This window comes from Sphingosinicella sp., from assembly GCF_052387495.1.
Lineage (GTDB): Bacteria > Pseudomonadota > Alphaproteobacteria > Sphingomonadales > Sphingomonadaceae > Allosphingosinicella.
Window position 1 is genome coordinate 1 of the sequence record NZ_JBQTJC010000285.1, and the last position, 19184, is coordinate 19184.

Below are 19184 nucleotides of genomic sequence, written 5' to 3' on the forward strand. Positions count from 1 at the left end.
AACAGGTCGATCTCCCAGGAAGCGTCGGCGCCGAGGTTGAAGCTGGTCCGGTCGTCGCCCGCGCCGATGCTGCGCCCTGCGGAGCCGCCCGCGCCGACCGTCGGCACCAGCCCGGCGCGCGCCTGGACTAGGGCCTCGCGCGTCTGGGTGAGCCGCGCCGCGGCCACGGCGAGATCGAGGTTGCCGGCGCTCGCCTCACCGATCAGCCGTGTCACCAGGCTATCGTCGACCGTCTCCCACCAGCGCGAGAGGTCGGCCCGCGGCGCGGGCGGCGCGCCCTCGCCATAATAGGCTTCCGGAACGGCGAGGCCGGCCGCGTCCGGCGCCCGGTAATTGGGTCCGAGGGTGGTACAGGCCGCCAGAGCCAGCGCACACAGGGCAGCATATCGACGCATAAGCCGCCCCTACTCCTCGAACAGTGTCACGCAAATATGGCCGATGCGCTCCGAATTTGTATCGGTCTGTCGCGCTAGCCGCCGATGTGAGTCTGTCCGACCATGCAATAGAGCATCGGCAGCGAGAGGATGAGGTTAGTGCGCGACGCCATCATTGCGACGCTCGCGGCACGCGCCTTGGCGTCGTCCGCCACCGTTACGATGCCGAGCGCCTTCTTCTGATTCGGCCAGATGACGAACCAGACGTTGGCCGCCATAATCAGGCCCAGCCACATGCCGATGCCGATCGTGCGATAGCCATCGGCGAGCATCAGCGCCCGGCCCGAATAGCCGCCCTGGGTCATCTCCGCGACGAGCAGCCCCAGCACGACCGTCGCCAGCGCAGACCAGCGGAACCAGAATAGGGCAGCCGGCGCGATATGCTTGGTGACGCCCGGCTTCAGCTCGGGCGGCACCTTGGGCATGGTCGGGATCTGCACGAAGTTGAAATAATAGAGCAGCCCGATCCACAATATGCCCGCGAAGACATGCAGATAGCGCAGGAACTCGGACCAGGGGTAAATCCCGGCCGACATCGCCTCACGATGCAGCCCGAACATCGCCGCCACGAGCAGCACCACGCCGATCAGCAGCGCCAGATGGAAATTGCCGAGAATCTTCGCCATTAGAGCCTCCCCTCAAGGTCGTCGTTTCGGCCACGTCTCTAGCGCAAGCGCGACGCTCAATCGAGCCGCCACATGATGCTCTGCTCGAGCGGCGTCCACAGCCCGATCCGAACGCCGGCGGCGCGGAGCGCCCGGCCGGTCCATTCGTTGCAGGTCATCACGAAGCTGTAGCCGCCATGGGCCTCGTAGAACATGTCGTTCGCGCGGTAGCCGCGGCCGATCACGGGCAGGGTTCGGCCCTGCGCATCGAGCCGGAAGCGGGGGCGGATGAAGGCCACCAGCCGTTGATATTCCTCCGGCCGGAAGACGATCCGCCGGGTGTCGGCATCCTCAGTCGGATTATGGTCGTGCTCGACATGGAGCAGGGTGGTGCCACGCCCGAAGCCGGCGTTGAACGCAGTGGCGAGCGAGAGATCGCCCCAGGTCGGCGTGTTCAGGTAGAAGTTCCGCTCGCCATAGCCGATCGCGATATAATTGCCCTCGCCCCAGCGCGGCTCAGCGAGATGCGCGCCGGGAACATAGGGACGCCAGTCCATGTAGCGGTTGGTCTTGGGCATCACGAGCCAGGTGTGGACGCCGTTGGTGCGGACGAAGAGCGTGATCCCGCTCTCCGCCTCGCGCCAGGCATTGTTCGCCGGGACCAGGCCGAGCAGCAAGGCGGCGAGGAAATAGAGGATCGGGACCGCGGCGAGCCCCGCCACGATCCTCAGCAGCCAGATCGCCGCCCGCCTCCACTTGATGCCGATCGCCGCCATAGCCCGTTGCTAGCGCGGGCGTGGGCGCACAAAAAGAGCGGATGCGCGATCATCTCGTCAGGATCTTCGAGGCCGGCGTCGCCGCCTGCCATCCGCGCACGGTCCTGCCCGCTTATCTCCCGCCCGCGCCGAATGGCCGGCTGATCGTCCTCGCAATCGGCAAGGCGGCGGCGGCGATGGCGGAGGTCGTGGAGGCGCATTACGGGGCGTGCGCCGAGGGCATCGCGGTGGTCCCTCACGGCACATCTGGCGCACTCGACTCGATCGAATTGGTCCACGCCGGCCATCCGCTGCCGGACGAGGCGAGCGTATCCGCGGCCGAGCGGCTGCTCGCGCTGGCCGGTAGCGCCGGACCGGACGATTTCGTCCTCGTTCTGCTGAGCGGCGGCGCCTCGGCGCTGGCCTGCCTGCCGGGCGACGGGCTGACGCTGGCCGATAAAAGAGTCCTCTCTAATAAGCTGCTCCGCTGCGGCGCGCCGATCGGCGAGGTCAATTGCGTCCGCCGCCACCTCTCGCGGATCAAGGGCGGCCGCCTCCGCGCCGATCTCACCCTCGCCGTCTCCGACGTCCCCGGCGACCGGCCCGAGGATATCGGCTCCGGCCCCACCGTCGCCGATCCGACGACATTGGACCAGGCGCGCGCCGTTCTTGCCCATTATGGGATCGCGGCTCCGACAACGGGCTGGTCGGAGACCCCGAAAGAAGTGCCCGGCGAATTCCGGATCATCGCCAGTGCCCGAGACGCCCTCGACGCGGCCAAGACGAACGCTGAAGCGCTCGGGTACCGGGTCGATATGCTCCGCGAATGCTATGGCGACGCCGCGCGCACCGGCGCCGAACATGCCGAACGCGCCCACGCCGCCGCGCCCGGCACCGCGCTGATCTCCGGCGGCGAGCTGAGTTCGGCGCACGAGGGCAACGGGCAGGGTGGGCGCAACCTCACTTATGCCAGGGCCGCCGCCGCGCGCCTCAAGGACGCGGCGGGGATCGCAGGCCTAACCGCCGATACCGACGGGCTCGACGGAACCACCGGCGCCGCCGGGGCCTTCTTCGACGGCAGCGGAGTCTCGCCCTTGGTCACCGGCCCGACCGGCACCAACGTCAACGACTTGCGCATCCTCCTCGTCGGCCCCAGGGGAAGCGCATGAACGGGTGGACGATCGGCATCATCGGCGGCTCCGGCCTCTACGGGATCGACGCGCTCGAGGACGCCCAGTCGATTGCCGTCGACACACCATGGGGCGAACCCTCGGACGAGTTGCTGATCGGGCGGATCGGCGGCATCAAATTCGTCTTTCTGCCCCGCCACGGCCGGGGCCACCGCATCCCGCCCGGCGACGTCAACCATCGCGCCAATGTGGATGCGCTGAAGCGCGCCGGCTGCACCGATCTCGTCGCGATCTCGGCGATCGGCTCGCTGCGCGAGGAGCTGCCGCCCGGCCACTTCGTCGTCGTCGACCAGTTCATCGACCGCACCGTCGCCCGGCCGCCGAGCTTCTTCGGTCCCGGCCTCGTCGCGCACGTCTCGATGGCCGATCCGGTCTGCCCGCGCCTCTCCGCTTGGGTCGCCCAGGCGGCGGAAGCGGCGGGCGCGGAAGTCGCCCGAGGCGGCACCTATGTCGCGATCGAGGGCCCGCAATTCTCGACCCGGGCCGAGAGCCGCGCCTATCGCGGCTGGGGCGGCGACGTGATCGGAATGACCGCGATGCCCGAGGCGAAGCTCGCCCGCGAGGCCGAGCTGCCCTACGCTTTGATCGGCATGGTCACCGACTACGATTGCTGGCGCGAGGGCGAGGCTGTCGACGTCGCGACCATCGTCGCCCGGCTCCACGCCAATGCCGATGCCGCGCGGCGGCTGATCGTCGAGCTCGCGAGGGCGCTTCCGCCCGAGCGCTCCGCGTCCCCGATCGACACCAATCTCGACGAAGCGATCATCACCGCCCCCGACGCGCGCGATCCCGCCATGCTCGCCAAGCTCGACGCCATCTGCCCGAGGCTCATGCGATGACCCTGCTCCCGCCCTACGCGCAATTCCTCGGCATCCGCGCCGAGCGCTCGGACGAGGGTGAACTCCGCTACATCATGCCGTTCGGCGACGTCGTGCTCGGGCGCCCCGGCTTCCTGCACGGCGGCGCGATCGCCGGCCTGCTCGAATTCGCCGCCTTCGGCGCGCTTTACGAGGCGCTCGGCGAGCGCGAGGGCGTGACCGTCAAGCCGGTCAACGTCACCGTCCATTATATGCGCGGCGGCGCCCAGCACGATACGTTCGCGAGCGCCGAGGTCAGCCGCCTTGGCAACCGCGTCGCCAATGTCGAGGCCCATGCCTGGCAGCTCGACCGCGCCAAGCCGATCGCCGCCGCGCAGATGAACGTGCTGCTGCGGAGGCGCTAGCGCCGGCGGAACAGCGCCTCGGCGCCGACCACCATCGCCTCCACGCCCGCGGTCACCGCCGGTTCCGGCTCGATCCGAAATAAGGGCGAGTGGTGGCCCGCAGCGGTGGCGAGGCGGTCAGGCGAGGTGCCGCCGACGCTGAAATAGACGCCGCGCACGCCGCTCTCGGGCGTCACGAAATAGGCGAAATCCTCCGCGCCCATGCCGGACGGGGCGGTCTCGATCAGCCGTTCGGCGCCCATCGCGGTCGCGATCGCCTCGCGCACCACCGCCGCGGTCGGCGCGTCGTTGAGCGTCGGCGGCGTCGTCTCGGTCGCCGAGCGCGTGACGGTCGGTAGCCGGTCCTCGGACACGCCCAGCGCCAGCGCCGTCCCGCGCGCGACCCGGTCGATGCCGTCGAGCAGCCGGGTCCGGATCTCCGGGTTGTTGGAACGCACGGTCAATTGCAGCTCGACCTGCTCGGGAATGATGTTGCTTTTGACCCCGCCGTGGATCGAGCCGACGCTGATCACCGCGCCTTCGACCGGATTGATGTCGCGCCCGACCATCGATTGCAGCGAGACGATGATCTGCGCCGCGACCAGCACCGGATCGACGCCCATGTGGGGATAGGCGCCGTGGGTGCCGACGCCCCGCACCAGGATCGTCACCGAATCCGCGCTCGAGGCGACGATCGTCGGCGGCACCTCGATCCGCCCGGCCGGCACCTCGGCGGCGACATGGAAGGCGAGCGCGTAATCGGGCCTGGGAAAACGGGTGTAGAGTCCGTCCTCGATCATCGCCCGCGCGCCCGAGATCGTCTCCTCGGCGGGCTGCGCGATCAGTACCAAAGTGCCCGCCCAGTTCGCCCGCCGCGCGATCATCTGCCGCGCCGCGCCGACCAAAGCGGTGATGTGCACATCGTGTCCGCAGGCGTGCATCACCGGCTGCTCGGTCCCGTCCGGCCCCGCCTGCCGGGCGCGCGAGGCATTGGGCAGGCCCGAACGCTCTTCCAGCGGCAACCCGTCCATGTCGGCGCGCATCAGCACGGTCGGCCCCTCGCCGTTGCGCAGGATCGCGACCACGCCGGTGCCGCCGACCCCGGTCGTCACCTCATAGCCCAATGCGCGCAGCTCCCGCGCCATCCGCGCCGCGGTCTGCGTCTCGCGGCCCGAAAGCTCGGGGTTGCGATGGAAATGATCGAACAGCTCGGCGAGATTGGCGCGGTAATCCGCCGCCACCGCCGCGCGCAGATCGCCCTGCGCCAGCGCCGGTCCGGAAACCGCGGCCAGCGCCGCAGCCAAGGCTAGATATCGCATTTCACCCCCCGTTCCTGATCGTCTCGCGCGCGATGACGAGCTGCTGGATCTGGCTGGTGCCTTCGTAGATTCGAAACAGCCGCACGTCGCGATAAAGCCGTTCGATGCCGTAATCGGCGATATAGCCGGCGCCGCCGAAAATCTGCACCGCGCGGTCGGCGACGCGGCCGACCATCTCGCTCGCGAAATATTTGGCGGCCGCCGCCTCGAGGACGGTCGGCTCGCCCGTATCCTTGCGCTCCGCCGTCTCCAGCACGAGCGCGCGCGCCGCGAGCGCCTCGGTTTTCGAATCCGCGATCATTGCCTGGACGAGCTGGAAATCGGCCAGCGCCTTGCCGAACTGCTTGCGCTCGCTCGCATAAGCGACCGCGTCGGCGATCAGCCGCTCGGCGACACCGACGCAGACCGCGGCGATGTGGAGCCGCCCACGATCAAGCACGCGCATCGCGATCTTGAAGCCCTCGCCCTCTTCGCCGAGCCGGTTCCCGACGGGCACTGGCGTCTCGTCGAAATTGACGTCGCAGACATGGGCGCCCTGCTGGCCCATCTTCTTTTCGGGCTTGCCGATCGACACGCCCGGGAGATCGGCGGGGACGAGGAAGGCGGAGACACCGTGCGCTCCCTCCCCGCCCGTCCGCGCCATCACGGTGAACAGCGAGGCCTTGTCGGCATTGGTGATGAAGCGCTTGGTGCCGCTAAGCTTGTAGACTTCGCCGTCCCGGACCGCGCGGGTCTGCACCGAGGCACTGTCGGAGCCCGCGCCGGGCTCGGTCAGCGCGAAGCTGGTGACGATCTCGCCCGAGGCGATGCGCGGCAGCCACTCGGCTTTCTGCGCGTCGGAGCCGGCCATCACCAGCCCCTGGCTGCCGATCCCGACATTGGTCCCGAACACGGAGCGGAAGGCCGGCGTCGTCCGCCCGAACTCGAGCGCAACCCGCACCTCCTCGCCCATCGTCAGGCCGAGCCCGCCAAACTCTTCCGGGATCGAAAGGCCGAACAGCCCCATCTCCCGCATCTCGCGGACGATCTCCTCCGGAACCTCGTCCTCCTCGGCGACCCGCTCCTCCAAGGGCCGCAGCCGCTCGGCGACGAAGCGGCGGATCGCGGCGATCAGCGCGTCGAAGGTTTCGGGATCGAGGGGCATGCGTATCTCCCAATCCTCCCCAGGATTTCCTGGGGAGGGGGACCGGCCGAAGGCTGGTGGAGGGGCTTCTTGCGGCCTTAGGACCCCTCCACCATGCTTCGCATGGTCCCCCTCCCCGCGAAATCGCGGGGAGGAATTCCTAGTATCCCTTCATCCGCGCCACCTTGTCCGCGTGGTAGGCGGGATCGCCGAACAGCTCGTTCAGCACCCTGTCGCGCTTCATGTAGAGGCCGATATCATATTCGTCGGTCATCCCGATGCCGCCGTGCATCTGGACGCCCTCCTGCACGGCGAGGAGAGACGCGCGGCCGGCCTTGGCCTTGGCGACCGAGACCATCGCTTCGGCCTGGTCGCTGCCCTCATCGAGCAATTGCTGCGCCTTCAGTGTCGCGGCGCGGGCGATCTCCAGCTCGGAATAAAGATGCGCCGAGCGGAACTGCAGCGCCTGGAATTCGCCGATCAGCCGCCCGAATTGCTTGCGCTGCTTGAGATAATCGACCGTCATGTCCATCGCCGCCGAGCCGACGCCGATCAGCTCCGCCGCCGCGCCCGTCCGCCCGGCGTTGAGCACGCGCGACAGCACCACCTCGCCGCCGCCGAGCTCGCCCACCACCGCGTCTGCGTCGACTTCGACATTCTCGAATGTCATGCGCGCGCCGATGCTGGCGTCGGCCAGCCGCACGCCCTCGACCTCGAGCCCCTTCGCGTCCTTCTCGACCGCGAACAGGGTCGTGCCCTCCTCGGTCTGCGCGGCGACCAGAGTGACATCCGCGGAAGCGCCGTGGACGACGAACTGCTTGCGACCCGACAGCTTGAAGCCATTGCCCCAGCGCTCAGCGCGCATCTCGATCGCCTCGGGCCGGTGCTTCGGCCCCTCGTCGATCGCCAGCGCCGCCACCGTCTCGCCGGCGAGGATGCCCGGATACCAGCGCCCCGCATGCGCGCTGCCCTTGAGCGCCTCGACGAAGGCGACCGCGCTGGTCAGGAAGGGCGAGGGCGTGAGGTTGCGCCCGATCTCCTCGAGCACGATCCCCGCCTCGACATGACCGAGCCCGAGCCCGCCGTCCGCCTCGTCGATCAGGATGCCGGTGAAGCCCATCTCGGCGAACTGCTTCCACAGGCCGTGGCCGAAGCCGTCGCCGCAGCCCTTGTCGCGCCAGTGGCGGAGCTGCTTCGGAATCGCGCCTTCCCCGGCCATGAAGCTCCGCGCCGTGTCGCGCAGCATCGCCTGGTCATCGGTCAGATAGAGCGGCATGTCCTACTCCGTCGCCCCGGCGAAGGCCGGGGTCTCAGCGGGTGAAGGGCGTCGGCGATTGTTCTCGCCGAGATCCCGGCCCTCGCCGGGATGACGTGACTGAGTCATGCTCCCGGCAGCCCCAAAATACGCTTCGCCACGATGCCGAGCTGGATCTCGCTGGTCCCACCCTCGATCGAATTGGCCTTGGTCCTGAGCCATTCGCGCGCCGCCTTGCCGTTTCGCGAACGCTCGCTTTCCCATTCGAGCGCGTCGGAGCCGCCCGCCGCCATCACCAGCTCGTGCCGAGCCTTGTTCAGCTCGGTGCCGGCATATTTCATCATCGAGGGCTGGGCGGGATGGGCCTGCCCTGCCTTCAGCTCGTCGATGAATTTCTCGCTCATCGCGCGAAAGGCCATCGCGTCCACGTCGAAGCGGGCGACGGCGGCGCGCAGCAGCGGATCGTCGGCCAGCGCATCGGCGAGCGCCGCGCCGAGCGAATCCGCCTGGCCGCCCAGCCCCATGCCGCTGATCATCTCGCGCTCGTGGCCGAGCAGATATTTGGCGACGTCCCAGCCCTTGTTGAGTTCGCCGACGAGCTGGTCCTTGGGCACCTTCACGTCGTCAAAGAAGGTCTCGCAGAAGGGCGAATTGCCGGAGATGAGCAGGATCGGCTTGGTCGAGACGCCCGGGCTCGCCATGTCGAAGAGCAGGAAGCTGATGCCCTGATGCTTGGGCGCCGCCGGGTCTGTCCGCACGAGGCAGAAAATCCAGTCGGCCTTGTCGGCATAAGAGGTCCAGACCTTCTGGCCGTTGACCAGCCAATGGTCTCCCTTGTCCTCGCACTTGGTCTGCAGGCTCGCGAGGTCCGAGCCCGCGCCCGGCTCCGAATAGCCCTGGCACCAGCGGATTTCACCGCGCGCGATCTGCGGCAGATAATGCTTCTTTTGCTCCTCAGAGCCATATTTGAGCAGCGCCGGGCCAAGCATCGAGATGCCGAAGCTCATCAGCGGGTTGCGCGCGCCGATCCGCGCCATTTCCTGCTTCAGCACCTTGGTCTCCGCCGCCGAAAGCCCGCCGCCGCCATAGTCCTTGGGCCAATCCGGCACGGTCCAGCCGCGCTCAGCCATGACCTCCATCCAGCTTTTCTGCGCGTCGTTCTTGAAGACCGGGTTGCGCCCGCCCCAGCACATGTCGCTCTCGTCGCGGATGGGCTGACGCATCTCGGCCGGGCAATTGACCTCGAGCCAGGCGCGGACGTCCTGCCGAAAAGCGTCGAGATCGGTCATCGGCCCCCTCTCCTTTACGTAAACGTCAGGTGCCGCGCGGCGCGCGGCGAGTCAACCTCGCCTGGCGAATTCCATCACTCCATCCGCCACGGAGCGAAAGCGCATCGCGGCGAGATCCTTGAGATAATTCTGATGCACCCGCCAGGGCGCCTCCGGCCCCTGGGCGGGCAGGCTCGCCGCCGCGCGCTGGACGTAGCCCGAGCTGAAATCGAGCATCGGCAGGCGTTCGGGCGGCTCGCGCAGGCGCGGCGTGCAGATTGCGTAGCCCCGCCGGTCCATGTGGCACATCAGCCGGCAGGCGTAGCGTGCGGTGAGGTCGCATTTCAGCGTCCACGAGGCGTTGGTGTAGCCGAAAAAGAGGATCAGATTCGGCACATCGTTCAGCATCATGCCCTTGTAGTTGAACCGGTCGGCGACGTTGACCGGCGCGCCGTCCACCTCGAGCGCGACGCCGCCCAGCAGCTTCACCACCAGCCCGGTCGCGGTGACGATCGCGTCCGCGTCGACCGTCTCGCCCGAGGCCAGCCTCAGCCCCTCCGACGTGAAGCGCTCGATCTCCCCGGTCGCGACCGAAGCCCGGCCCTCGCGGATCGCCGCGAAGAGGTCGCCGTCCGGGACGAGGCAAAGCCGCTGATCCCAAGGGTTGTAGCGTGGCAAGAAATGCGTCCTGACCGCATAGCCGGGCGGTAACTCCGCCGCCGCCATCCGTATGAGCAGCGCGCGTACCGCCCGAGGCCTCTTGCGCGCGCGGGAGAAGAAGAACAGGCCGAGCAGCACGTTCTTCCAGCGCGCGAGGCCGGGGCCGATCCGCCGCGCCAGTTTGTCGCGCGACGGCCGCGCGACGACATAGCTCGGCGAGCGCTGCACCATCGTGACATGCGCCGCCGTTTGCGCGAGCGCCGGCACCAGGGTCACCGCGGTCGCGCCGCTGCCGATCACGGCGATGCGCTTGCCCGCCGGATCGAAATCCTCGGGCCAGAATTGGGGATGCAGGATCGGCCCGGCGAAATCGCGTTCGCCCGGCCATGCTGGCCGGTAGCCCCGCTCGTAATCGTAATAGCCGCTGCCCATGAACAGGAAGGCTGCGGTGAACCGCGCGCCGCTCTCGGTCTCGACCATCCAGCGCGCCTCTTCGCTCGACCAGCTCGCGCGCACTACCTTGTGATTGAAGCGAATCCGCTCGTCGATACCATACGCATGCGCCGTGTCCTCGACATAAGCGCGGATCGCCTCCCCCTCGACAATCGCCTGCTCGCCGCGCCACGGCCGGAACGGGAAACCCAATGTGTACATGTCGGAATCCGAGCGCACCCCGGGATAGCGGAACAGGTCCCACGTGCCCCCGATCCGGTCGCGCGCCTCGAGGATCAGCCAGGACTTCTTCGGCAGCCGCGTCTTCAGATGATAGGCCGCGTCGATCCCGGAAATGCCGGCGCCGACGATCAGGACGTCGAGATGCTCGGGGATGGCGTTGGCGGACATCGCGCATGGCTACGAAGCGGAGCGCCCCCCGGCAAGCCTCGCCGATTGCCGCCCCGGCGCGCGCGCCTTATGACGCGGCCATGCCGGCGCCCGAATTCTTCTACGTCCCTTATGAGCGCTTCCTCGAGGAGATGGAGACAGTCGCCCGGCTGATCGAGGCGGACGACTGGCGGCCCGATTTCCTCGTCGGCATCGGCCGCGGCGGGCTGGTCCCGGCCGCCTATCTCTCGCACCGCACCGGCATCGCCCTGCTCTCGGTCGATCACAGCACCGGCGAGGCGGGCTTCGGCGACGAACTGCTCGACCGGCTCGCGGCGAAGATCCGCGATGGCAGCCGCATCCTGATCGTCGACGACATCAACGACAGCGGCGGCACGATCGAATATCTGCGCGCCGCAATCGACGCCAAGAGCGGCGATCCCGCGGGCCTGCGCATCGCCGTCCTCGTCAATAACATCCGCTCGCGCTCGCATTCCGAATATCACGGCAGCGAGCTCGATCGCGACGCCGACAAGCGCTGGTATGTCTTCCCCTGGGAAGCGGTCGCGCCGCCCGAGACGCTGACCCGCGAAGCCGCCGAGGTGCCGGAGCGGATCGCCTAGCTGCAGAGCGAGAGGAAGGCGATCTCCATCACGGTCCCGCCCTCCACCGGCAGCGGATTGTCGGGATATTCGACGAACTCGGAGGTGCTGCCGTCCGCTTCCTGCCGGCGGCGGGCGAGCGAGTTGATCGTCCGCGCCGTGCAATCGAGTCGCAGCCGGTAGGTGTTGCGGTTCGGCGGGGCCGGTGCCGGGTCGGTGAGGCGGAACCAGGCGGTGCGGGTCGTGCCCTGCTGCTCCAGGGTCGAGGCGTCGATTGCGATCGCCTGCCCGGTCGGCGCCGCGCCGAGGTTGAGCCAGGCCGGCGGCCGCGGCGGCGGCGGCGCGATGATGATCCGCGGCGCCTCCGCTCTCGCGATCAGCTCAGGCGTCGCGTCGCAGCTCGCCGCGGCGCGGACCAGGGCGAGGCCAATCGCCGAATCCGACTGCGAGCTCGCGACATGGAGCAGGTCGCGGACGGTCAGCCGGTCCGGATCGAAATAGCCTTGGCGGACGGTTTCCGCCGCGCTGGCGAGCGTGCGCAGCTGGCGCGGATTGAGGCTCGCCGACAGCCGCGCGGCGATGCAGTTCGACTGGCGCAGGTTCAGCCCGTAGCGCGTCAGCTGCGGCTCGACGATGCCCTCGCGCGGGCCGACATAATCGGCGACATGGCCCGCGCAGGCCGCAAGCGGGGCGGCCAGAAGGGCGAGCGAAAGCAACCGGATCGTCATCGCGCGCCCGGTTAGCAACGCGGCCGCGCCGATGCTATCCTATTGCGCCAGACCGGGACTCGCGGCGAGCGGCACGGCGGCGACATGTTGGCGGCACTGCATCAGTGGCTGGATGCGCGTGCCGAATTTCTCCGTCCCCTCCAGAAAATCGTCGAAGGTCAGCAGCACGCCGCCCGTGTTCGGAACCGTCGCCGCCTCGTCGAGCATCCGCGCGACGCTTTCATAGGAACCGACCAGGGTGCCCATGTTGAGGTTGACCGCGCTCTCGCGGTCGGCGAGCTGGCGCACGTTGGTCGTCGTGGAGGTCTTGTCGGCCGCGCCCTGCGCGCCGAGCCAGGCGACCGCCTCCTCGTCGACCCCCTCGCGATACCAGATCCATTTCTCCATCGCCTCCTCGTCTGTCTCGGCGGCGATCACCATGAAGAGGGCATAGATCCTGACGTCGCGGCCGGTCTTCGCCGTCGCCGCCATCAGCCGCTCGTTGTTCGAGGCGAAGGCCTTGGGCGTGTTGACGCCCTTGCCGAGGCAGAAGGCGTAATCCGCATATTGCGCCGAGAATGCGAGGCCCTCGTCCGAGGAGCCCGCGCAGATGATCTTCATCTCGCCGGTCGGGAGCGGCTTCACCCGGCAATCGTCCATCTCGTAATATTGGCCCTTGAAGTCGGAGACGCCGGTCGCCCAGAGCTCGCGCAGGATGTGGGCATATTCGCCGAGCATCGTGTACCGATTGCGGAAATGCTCGTCGCCGGGCCACAGGCCCATCTGTGAATATTCGGGCCGCTGCCAGCCGGTGATCAGGTTGAGCCCGAAGCGGCCGTGGCTGATCGAATCGATCGTGTTGCACATCCGCGCGCAGAAGGCCGGCGGGATGACGAGCGTCGGGCAGGTCGCGTAGATCTTGATCTTCTCGGTGACCGCGGCGAGCCCCGCCATCAGAGTGAAGCTCTCAAGATTATATTCCCAGAATTCGGTCTTCCCGCCGAAGCCCCTCAGCTTGATCATCGAGAGCAGGAAATCGACGCCGTAGCTCTCGGCCTTCTGTGCGATCTCCTTGTTGAGGTCGAAGCTCGGCATATACTGGGGCGAATTCTCGCTGATCAGCCAGCCGTTGTTGCCGATGGGCGTGAAGATGCCGACTTCCATCGCTCTAGCCTCCCTTGTGCGCCACGGACGCGATCTCGACGAGCAGGCCGGGCTTCACCAGCCCGCACTTGATGCAGTAGCGGGCCGGCTTCGCGCCCGGGAAATAGTCCGCATAGACCGCGTTCATCGCCGGATAGTCCGCCCAGTCGGCGAGGAAGATGTGGTTGAAGTCGACGTCGGCGAGGCTCGCGCCGGCCGCCTCGAGCGTGATCCGGATCGTCTCCAGCACGTGCCGGGTCTGGGCGGCAGCGTCGCCGGGATGGAGCACGCTGCCCCCTTCGCCCAGCGCCAGAGTGCCCGAGACATAGACGGTGTCGCCCGCCCGCGTCCCCGCCGAATAAGGCGCGATCGGGGTCGGGAATTGCGGCGGGTTGATCGGCTCGAAGGGCATTGCATTCACTCCTGATCGCGCGGAAGCTGGCCGAACGTGCCGCAGAAATCGGCGACCGTGCTGACCCAGCCGAAGAATTTCTCGACATTGTAGACGCTCGCCGCCTGGATAAAATCGGGGCCGAGATGATGGGTCGCGTCCTCCAGCATCACCCCGAAATATTCGAGGTGGAAGCCGTCGCGCAGAGTGGATTCGACGCAGACGTTGGTGGCGATGCCGACGAAGACGAGGTTGCGGATGCCGCGCGACCGCAGGGTCGAATCGAGCTGCGAGTTGAAGAAGGCGCTGTAACGGGTCTTGGGTAGGACGATGTCGCCGGGCTCGGGCGCCAGCGCGTCGACCAAGGCATAATCCCAGCCGCCCTTGGCGAGCAATTGGCCCTGCAATTCGGGCCGTGCCCGCATCGTCTTCAGCGCGTTCGACTTGTGCCAGTTGGGCGAGCCCGGCCCGCCCGCCTCGACATAATCGGCGTCCCAGCCGTTCTGCAGAGAGACGACCGGCATCCCCGCCGCACGCGCCGTCTCCAACACCTTGGCGATCTGCCCGATCGTCCCCGCCGCGCCGGCAATGTCGAAGCCCGCCAGATCGACATAGCCGCCTTCGCTGGCCTAAGCGTTCTGCATGTCGATCACGACCACCGCGGTCTCGTCGGCGGAACCCCGGAGCGGCGCGGGCCGCGCGGGCAGGGTCACCACCCGCCCCCTGCTCGCCCCCGCCTCGACCGTCATGCCTCTAGCCCCTTCCGACCGATGAGTGTCCCTCAGAAGCGGAGGTGGCACAAGAGCCTAGGAGGACGGCTCGAAGCCGCCCCTGAACACGAATTCCGCCTGTGGCTTGCGGTCACTCGGGAACTCGCGGGCACGGAGCTTCTCGTCGAGCTGGACGGGATCGCCGATCCGCCCGATGGCGCAGGCGGCGTTCAGCGCGAAGCGCTCAGGGATGCGCAGCGTCTTGCGGGCGAGCTCATACTGGATGCCCGACATGCCGTGGGCGTGATAGCCCAGCCGCGTCGCCTGCAGCGCGAGGCTCACCCAGGCCGCCCCGGCGTCGAAGGCGTGCGTCGAGGAGTCTTTCGGCTCACCGGTCTTCTTGTCGGTGAAGGGCGTGGTGTCCGAGAGAATGTAGACCAGCACCGAGGCCGTGCGCGCCCAGCTCTGGTTCCACGGAATTAGCAGCGACAGGAAGGTCTCCCACTCCGCGTCGCCGTTCTTCGCGTAGAGAAAGCGCCAAGGCTGCGAATTGAACGCCGACGGCGCCCAGCGCGCCGCCTCGAACATCGCCGCGAGATCCGCATCCGGCACCTCCGACCCGTCAAACGCCCGCGGCGACCAGCGCTCGAGGAAGAGCGGGTCGATCTCATGGTCGGGCTGGCGGGATGACATGTAAGGCTCCTCTGCAACAACATGCTTCTCGGCAACGACGGATAAGCTGGCAAGCTGGCGCAGCGATTCCCTTTCTGGCAGGTCTCTGATGCGAAGGAAGGGAGAACGATCATGCCCTCTACAGACGTCGTTTTCGCCGGGTCGATTCCGGGGCTTTACGACCGCTATCTCGTGCCGATGCTGTTTGCGCCCTACGCCGAGGATCTGGCGGCCCGCGTGGCGGCGGAGAGTCCACGCGACATCGTCGAGACGGCTGCGGGAACGGGTGCGGTCACCGAGAGGTTGGCGCGAGCGCTGCCCGAGGCACGGATCGTCGCCACCGACCTCAATCAGGCGATGCTCGACGTCGCCGCCCAGCGGGTCGCGGCCTCCAACGTCACGTTCCAGGCGGCGGACGCGCAGGCCCTGCCGTTCGCGGACGAAAGCGCCGACGCGATCGTCTGCCAGTTCGGCGTGATGTTCTTTCCCGAGCGGGTGGACGCCTATCGCGAGGCGCGACGGGTGCTGCGCCCGGGCGGGCGCTTCCTGTTCAACGCCTGGGATTCGCTCGACGCCAATCCCGGCTCGCGCGCCGTCTCGGAAGCGGCCCGGCCCTATATCGCGCCGGACCTGGGGAGCTTCATGGAGCGGGTCCCGTTCGGCTATCACGACACCGCGCGGATCGAGGACGATTTGCGCGCCGCCGGTTTCACCCGGATCGCGCGCGAGACCGTGGCCAAGCGCAGCCGCTCGGCGAGCGCACGCGACGCCGCGATCGGCCTCGTCCAGGGCACGCCGCTGCGCGCCCAGATCGAGGCGCACGATCCCGCGGGGCTGGAGCCGGCCACCGACGCGGTGGCGGCCGCGCTCGCCTCGTTCGAAGGCCCGGACGGCCTCGACGCGCCGATGTCCGCGCACGTCTTCGTGGCGACGCGCTGAGCCCCCCACTGGCGTAAATCTGCCGTTTCTGGCAGCGTCCGCCGACCGCGTGAAACAGGGAATCCGGCCGGATGGACATTGACCTTACGGAACGCGAGCGTTTTTATCGGGACCGGGTGCGCGACTTCGTCGAGACTCGGATTCGCCCCCGCAACAAGGATTATAAGGCGCAGCTCGACGAAGGCGACCGCTGGCAGCCGATCGCGGTGATCGAGGAGCTGAAGCCGCTCGCCAAGGAGGCGGGGCTTTGGAACCTGTTCATGCCGCCCGGCCAGGCGCTGCGCCATGTCGACGAGAGCTTCGCATTCGAGGGCACCCAGCTCACCAATCTCGAATATGCGCTGTGCGCCGAGGAGATGGGGCGGATCGGCTGGGCCAGCGAGGTGTTCAACTGCTCCGCGCCCGACACCGGCAATATGGAGGTGCTCCACCGCTACGGCACGAGGCCGCAGAAGGAGCAGTGGCTGAAGCCGCTGATGAACGGCGAGATCCGCTCCGCCTTCCTGATGACCGAGCCCGCCGTCGCTTCCTCCGACGCGACCAACATCCAGACCGAGATAAGCCGCGACGGCGACGATTACGTCGTCAACGGCCGCAAATGGTGGTCCTCGGGCGCCGGCGACCCGCGCTGCAAGGTCGCGATCGTGATGGGCAAGACCGATCCGGAAGGGGCCAAGCATCAGCAGCAGTCGATGGTGCTGATGCCGCTCGACGCGCCGGGCGTGACGGTGGAGCGGGCGCTCAATGTCTTCGGCTACGACGACGCGCCGCACGGCCATATGGAGGTCGAGCTCAAGGACGTCCGCATCCCGGCCTCCGCCATGCTGCTCGGCGAGGGGCGCGGCTTCGAGATCGCGCAGGGGCGTTTGGGCCCGGGCCGCATCCACCATTGCATGCGCACGATCGGCGTCGCCGAGGAGGCGCTGGGGGCGATGGCGCGGCGGCTGCAGACCCGCATCGCCTTCGGCAAGCCGATCTCCTCGCACAGCGTCTGGGAGGAGCGCATCGCCCGCGCCCGGATCGACATCGAATGCTCGCGATTGCTCTGCCTCAAGGCCGCCGACATGATGGACAAGGCGGGCAACAAGGCCGCCGCCGGCGAGATCGCGATGATCAAGGTCAAGGCGCCGCAAATGGCGCTCCAGATCATCGACGACGCGATCCAGGCCCATGGCGGCGCCGGCGTCAGTCAGGATTTTGAGCTCGCCAAGAGCTATGCCGGCATCCGCACCCTCCGCCTCGCCGACGGCCCCGACGAGGTCCACGCCCGCGCCATCGCCAGACAGGAATATGCCAAGCATGCGCCGGCCTGATCGTCACCCCGGCGAAGGCCGGGGTCTCAGGGAGGCGTCCGCGACCTTTCGACCCGAGATCCCGGCCTGCGCCGGGATGACGCGAGCGCGCGCATGAAAGCCGCCTTCCTCGAAACCCCCGGGCAGCCGCTCGTCATCGCCGAGGCGCGGCTCGACGATTGCGGCCCGCACGAGATCCGCGTCCGCACCGCCGCCTGCGGGCTCTGCCATTCGGACCTCCATTTCATCGAGGGCACCTATCCGCACCCGCTGCCCTGCATCCCGGGTCACGAGGCGGCGGGGATCGTCGAGGCGGTCGGGAGCGAGGTGCGCGGCCTCAGGCCCGGCGACGCGGTCGTCACCTGCCTCTCCGCTTATTGCGGCCATTGCGAGTTCTGCGTGACCGGCCGGCTGGCGCTCTGCCTCGGCGGCGACACGCGCCGGCCGAAGGGCGCGCCGCCCCGCATCTCGCGGCCGGACGGCAGCCCGGTCGCGCAGCTGCTCAATCTCTCCGCCTTCGCCGAGGAGATGCTGATCCACGAACATGCCTGCGTCAGGATCGATCCCGCCATGCCGCTGGAGAAAGCGGCGGTGATCGGCTGCGCGGTGACCACGGGCGCGGGCACGATCTTCAACGCGGCCAAGCTGGTGCCCGGCGAGACGGTCGCGGTGATCGGCTGCGGCGGCGTCGGCCTCGCCACGGTCAATGCCGCAAGGATCGCCGGCGCCGGCCGGATCATCGCCGCCGATCCGGTTCCGGAGAAGCGCGCGCTCGCCGAGAAGCTCGGCGCGACCGACACGCTCGATCCGACCGAGGAGGGCGCGGCGGCCCGGATCGTCGAGCTGACCAAGGGCGGCGTCGATCACGCCATCGAGGCGGTCGGCCGGCCCGAATCCGGCGCGCTCGCGGTCAAGGCGCTGCGCCGCGGCGGCACCGCGACGATCCTCGGCATGATGCCCTTGGATCACCAGGTCGGCCTGAGCGCGATGGACCTGCTCTCCGGCAAGAAATTGCAGGGCGCGTTCATGGGCGCCAACCGCTTCCCGGTGGAGATTCCCCGGCTGGTCGATTTCTACCTGCGCGGCCTGCTCGATCTCGACACGATCGTCGCCGAGACGATTTCGCTGGAAGAGGTGAACGAAGGCTTCGCGAAGATGAAGAAAGGCGACGCGGCGCGCTCCGTGATCGTGTTCGAATAACCCGTCACCCCGGCGCAGGCCGGGGTCTCGGGACGACAAGGCGCGGCGGGTCTCGCTGAGGTCCCGGCCTGCGCCGGGACGACGGAGGAACGGAATGAACCTGTTCGATCTCACCGATAAGGTCGCGGTGATCACCGGCTCGTCGCGCGGCATCGGCCGGGCGATCGCCGAGGCGCTGGCGGATCATGGCGCGAAAGTCGTCATCTCCAGCCGCAAGGCCGAGGCCTGCCAGGAGGTCGCCGACGCGATCAACGCCAAACATGGCGAGGGCCGCGCGATCGTCGTCCCGGCGAGCATCTCGTCCAAGGAGGAGCTGCAGCGCCTCGTCGACGAAACCCTCGCTTTATGGGGCCGGATCGACATCCTCGTCTGCAACGCCGCCTCAAATCCCTATTACGGGCCGATGGCGGGGATCAGCGACGATCAGTTCCGCAAGATCCTCGACAACAATGTCGTCGCCAACCACTGGCTGATCGCGATGGTCGCGCCCGGGATGATCGAGCGCCGGGAGGGCTCGATCGTCATCGTCAGCTCGATCGGCGGCCTCAAGGCGTCGACCGTGATCGGCGCCTACAACATCTCCAAGGCGGCCGATTTCCAGCTCGCCCGCAACCTCGCCGCCGAGTTCGGCCCGCACCAGGTCCGGGTCAACTGCATCGCCCCGGGCCTGATCAAGACCGATTTCGCCCGCGCTTTGTGGGAGAATCCCGACACGCTGAAGCTGGTCACCGCGCACACGCCCCTGCAGCGAATCGGCGAGCCGCACGAGATCGCCGGCGCCGCCGTTTTCCTGGCGTCGCCCGCCTCGACCTTCATGACCGGCCAGGCGATCGTCGTCGACGGCGGCAGCACGATCGGGGTGGGCCTCTAACTGTTCCCCGGCGAAGGCCGGGGCC

Annotated in this window: 20 protein-coding genes and 1 pseudogene; 8 read left to right on the plus strand and 13 right to left on the minus strand. The window is 68.2% G+C overall.

Going from position 1 to position 19184, the window contains the following annotated elements:
* The 3 genes from ACT4N8_RS15545 to ACT4N8_RS15555 all read right to left on the minus strand — a co-directional run.
* Nucleotides 1-395: TolC family protein (locus ACT4N8_RS15545; protein WP_444859019.1), on the minus strand; the 395-nt coding region annotated here is incomplete at its 3' end.
* 74 nt (nucleotides 396-469) lie between these two features.
* A complete protein-coding gene (locus ACT4N8_RS15550; protein ID WP_444859020.1) occupies nucleotides 470-1060 on the minus strand; it encodes a urate hydroxylase PuuD in 591 nt (196 codons plus the stop codon).
* A gap of 56 nt (nucleotides 1061-1116) precedes the next feature.
* Nucleotides 1117-1815, minus strand: a complete 699-nt coding sequence (locus tag ACT4N8_RS15555; protein ID WP_444859021.1) for a TIGR02117 family protein — start codon at nucleotides 1813-1815, stop codon at nucleotides 1117-1119.
* Between the two features lie 41 nt (nucleotides 1816-1856).
* On the opposite strand from ACT4N8_RS15555, the gene ACT4N8_RS15560 reads away from it, so the two are divergent.
* Genes ACT4N8_RS15560 through ACT4N8_RS15570 form a run of 3 tightly spaced genes read left to right on the plus strand, consistent with a single transcriptional unit; the run spans nucleotide 1857 to nucleotide 4206 of the window.
* Nucleotides 1857-2963 (plus strand): glycerate kinase type-2 family protein, encoded by a 1107-nt coding sequence (locus ACT4N8_RS15560; protein WP_444859022.1) that lies wholly within the window; start codon nucleotides 1857-1859, stop codon nucleotides 2961-2963.
* Entirely contained in the window at nucleotides 2960-3823 is an 864-nt protein-coding gene (locus ACT4N8_RS15565; RefSeq protein WP_444859023.1) for an S-methyl-5'-thioadenosine phosphorylase, read from the plus strand. The genes ACT4N8_RS15560 and ACT4N8_RS15565 overlap by 4 nt, the downstream gene beginning before the upstream one ends.
* Complete coding sequence (locus tag ACT4N8_RS15570; RefSeq protein ID WP_444859024.1) at nucleotides 3820-4206, plus strand: PaaI family thioesterase; 387 nt, start codon at nucleotides 3820-3822, stop codon at nucleotides 4204-4206. Before ACT4N8_RS15565 ends, ACT4N8_RS15570 begins: the two co-directional genes overlap by 4 nt.
* Here ACT4N8_RS15570 and ACT4N8_RS15575 read toward each other — a convergent pair.
* The 5 genes from ACT4N8_RS15575 to ACT4N8_RS15595 form a co-directional block, all read right to left on the minus strand.
* Complete coding sequence (locus ACT4N8_RS15575) at nucleotides 4203-5504, minus strand: amidohydrolase (RefSeq protein ID WP_444859025.1); 1302 nt, start codon at nucleotides 5502-5504, stop codon at nucleotides 4203-4205. The genes ACT4N8_RS15570 and ACT4N8_RS15575 overlap by 4 nt on opposite strands.
* Before the next feature lies 1 nt (nucleotide 5505).
* Complete coding sequence (locus ACT4N8_RS15580; RefSeq protein ID WP_444859026.1) at nucleotides 5506-6648, minus strand: acyl-CoA dehydrogenase family protein; 1143 nt, start codon at nucleotides 6646-6648, stop codon at nucleotides 5506-5508.
* Between the two features lie 139 nt (nucleotides 6649-6787).
* A complete protein-coding gene (locus ACT4N8_RS15585; RefSeq protein WP_444859027.1) occupies nucleotides 6788-7903 on the minus strand; it encodes an acyl-CoA dehydrogenase family protein in 1116 nt (371 codons plus the stop codon).
* A gap of 104 nt (nucleotides 7904-8007) precedes the next feature.
* Nucleotides 8008-9171 (minus strand): acyl-CoA dehydrogenase family protein, encoded by a 1164-nt coding sequence (locus tag ACT4N8_RS15590; protein WP_444859028.1) that lies wholly within the window; start codon nucleotides 9169-9171, stop codon nucleotides 8008-8010.
* 51 nt (nucleotides 9172-9222) lie between these two features.
* Nucleotides 9223-10653, minus strand: coding sequence for a flavin-containing monooxygenase (locus ACT4N8_RS15595; RefSeq protein ID WP_444859029.1), 1431 nt, complete (start codon nucleotides 10651-10653; stop codon nucleotides 9223-9225).
* 80 nt (nucleotides 10654-10733) lie between these two features.
* On the opposite strand from ACT4N8_RS15595, the gene ACT4N8_RS15600 reads away from it, so the two are divergent.
* Entirely contained in the window at nucleotides 10734-11255 is a 522-nt protein-coding gene (locus tag ACT4N8_RS15600; RefSeq protein ID WP_444859030.1) for a phosphoribosyltransferase, read from the plus strand.
* On the opposite strand, the gene ACT4N8_RS15605 is transcribed toward ACT4N8_RS15600, so the two are convergent.
* The 5 genes and pseudogenes from ACT4N8_RS15605 to ACT4N8_RS15625 all read right to left on the minus strand — a co-directional run bounded on the left by ACT4N8_RS15605 (nucleotide 11252) and on the right by ACT4N8_RS15625 (nucleotide 14878).
* Nucleotides 11252-11962 (minus strand): hypothetical protein, encoded by a 711-nt coding sequence (locus ACT4N8_RS15605; RefSeq protein WP_444859031.1) that lies wholly within the window; start codon nucleotides 11960-11962, stop codon nucleotides 11252-11254. The two genes, ACT4N8_RS15600 and ACT4N8_RS15605, sit on opposite strands and share 4 nt — an antisense overlap.
* A 39-nt stretch (nucleotides 11963-12001) precedes the next feature.
* Nucleotides 12002-13105, minus strand: a complete 1104-nt coding sequence (gene rutA / locus ACT4N8_RS15610; RefSeq protein ID WP_444859032.1) for a pyrimidine utilization protein A — start codon at nucleotides 13103-13105, stop codon at nucleotides 12002-12004.
* Between the two features lie 4 nt (nucleotides 13106-13109).
* On the minus strand, nucleotides 13110-13496 hold the full coding sequence (rutC, locus tag ACT4N8_RS15615) for a pyrimidine utilization protein C (protein WP_444859033.1): 387 nt from the start codon (nucleotides 13494-13496) through the stop codon (nucleotides 13110-13112).
* A gap of 5 nt (nucleotides 13497-13501) precedes the next feature.
* Nucleotides 13502-14224 (minus strand): annotated as a pseudogene (gene rutB, locus ACT4N8_RS15620) (pyrimidine utilization protein B).
* 57 nt (nucleotides 14225-14281) lie between these two features.
* Nucleotides 14282-14878 carry a nitroreductase family protein gene (locus ACT4N8_RS15625; RefSeq protein WP_444859034.1) on the minus strand — a complete coding sequence of 199 codons (597 nt, stop codon included), beginning with the start codon at nucleotides 14876-14878 and terminating at the stop codon, nucleotides 14282-14284.
* A gap of 111 nt (nucleotides 14879-14989) precedes the next feature.
* On the opposite strand from ACT4N8_RS15625, the gene ACT4N8_RS15630 reads away from it, so the two are divergent.
* The 4 genes from ACT4N8_RS15630 (at nucleotide 14990) to ACT4N8_RS15645 (ending at nucleotide 19159) form a co-directional block, all read left to right on the plus strand.
* Nucleotides 14990-15796, plus strand: coding sequence for a class I SAM-dependent methyltransferase (locus ACT4N8_RS15630; RefSeq protein ID WP_444859035.1), 807 nt, complete (start codon nucleotides 14990-14992; stop codon nucleotides 15794-15796).
* Between the two features lie 71 nt (nucleotides 15797-15867).
* A complete protein-coding gene (locus ACT4N8_RS15635; RefSeq protein WP_444859036.1) occupies nucleotides 15868-17109 on the plus strand; it encodes an acyl-CoA dehydrogenase family protein in 1242 nt (413 codons plus the stop codon).
* A 93-nt stretch (nucleotides 17110-17202) separates the two neighbouring features.
* Nucleotides 17203-18288, plus strand: coding sequence for a Zn-dependent alcohol dehydrogenase (locus tag ACT4N8_RS15640; protein WP_444859037.1), 1086 nt, complete (start codon nucleotides 17203-17205; stop codon nucleotides 18286-18288).
* Between the two features lie 94 nt (nucleotides 18289-18382).
* Complete coding sequence (locus tag ACT4N8_RS15645; RefSeq protein WP_444859038.1) at nucleotides 18383-19159, plus strand: SDR family NAD(P)-dependent oxidoreductase; 777 nt, start codon at nucleotides 18383-18385, stop codon at nucleotides 19157-19159.
* Nucleotides 19160-19184: the final 25 nt, after the last annotated feature.

Bases quoted from the DNA above. Each gene is read 5' to 3' on its own strand.
- ACT4N8_RS15550 (WP_444859020.1), bottom strand. From the start codon at position 1,060: ATGGCGAAGATTCTCGGCAATTTCCATCTGGCGCTGCTGATCGGCGTG.
- ACT4N8_RS15555 (WP_444859021.1), bottom strand. From the start codon at position 1,815: ATGGCGGCGATCGGCATCAAGTGGAGGCGGGCGGCGATCTGGCTGCTG.
- ACT4N8_RS15560 (WP_444859022.1), top strand. From the start codon at position 1,857: ATGCGCGATCATCTCGTCAGGATCTTCGAGGCCGGCGTCGCCGCCTGC.
- ACT4N8_RS15565 (WP_444859023.1), top strand. From the start codon at position 2,960: ATGAACGGGTGGACGATCGGCATCATCGGCGGCTCCGGCCTCTACGGG.
- ACT4N8_RS15570 (WP_444859024.1), top strand. From the start codon at position 3,820: ATGACCCTGCTCCCGCCCTACGCGCAATTCCTCGGCATCCGCGCCGAG.
- ACT4N8_RS15575 (WP_444859025.1), bottom strand. From the start codon at position 5,504: ATGCGATATCTAGCCTTGGCTGCGGCGCTGGCCGCGGTTTCCGGACCG.
- ACT4N8_RS15580 (WP_444859026.1), bottom strand. From the start codon at position 6,648: ATGCCCCTCGATCCCGAAACCTTCGACGCGCTGATCGCCGCGATCCGC.
- ACT4N8_RS15585 (WP_444859027.1), bottom strand. From the start codon at position 7,903: ATGCCGCTCTATCTGACCGATGACCAGGCGATGCTGCGCGACACGGCG.
- ACT4N8_RS15590 (WP_444859028.1), bottom strand. From the start codon at position 9,171: ATGACCGATCTCGACGCTTTTCGGCAGGACGTCCGCGCCTGGCTCGAG.
- ACT4N8_RS15595 (WP_444859029.1), bottom strand. From the start codon at position 10,653: ATGTCCGCCAACGCCATCCCCGAGCATCTCGACGTCCTGATCGTCGGC.
- ACT4N8_RS15600 (WP_444859030.1), top strand. From the start codon at position 10,734: ATGCCGGCGCCCGAATTCTTCTACGTCCCTTATGAGCGCTTCCTCGAG.
- ACT4N8_RS15605 (WP_444859031.1), bottom strand. From the start codon at position 11,962: ATGACGATCCGGTTGCTTTCGCTCGCCCTTCTGGCCGCCCCGCTTGCG.
- rutA (WP_444859032.1), bottom strand. From the start codon at position 13,105: ATGGAAGTCGGCATCTTCACGCCCATCGGCAACAACGGCTGGCTGATC.
- rutC (WP_444859033.1), bottom strand. From the start codon at position 13,496: ATGCCCTTCGAGCCGATCAACCCGCCGCAATTCCCGACCCCGATCGCG.
- ACT4N8_RS15625 (WP_444859034.1), bottom strand. From the start codon at position 14,878: ATGTCATCCCGCCAGCCCGACCATGAGATCGACCCGCTCTTCCTCGAG.
- ACT4N8_RS15630 (WP_444859035.1), top strand. From the start codon at position 14,990: ATGCCCTCTACAGACGTCGTTTTCGCCGGGTCGATTCCGGGGCTTTAC.
- ACT4N8_RS15635 (WP_444859036.1), top strand. From the start codon at position 15,868: ATGGACATTGACCTTACGGAACGCGAGCGTTTTTATCGGGACCGGGTG.
- ACT4N8_RS15640 (WP_444859037.1), top strand. From the start codon at position 17,203: ATGAAAGCCGCCTTCCTCGAAACCCCCGGGCAGCCGCTCGTCATCGCC.
- ACT4N8_RS15645 (WP_444859038.1), top strand. From the start codon at position 18,383: ATGAACCTGTTCGATCTCACCGATAAGGTCGCGGTGATCACCGGCTCG.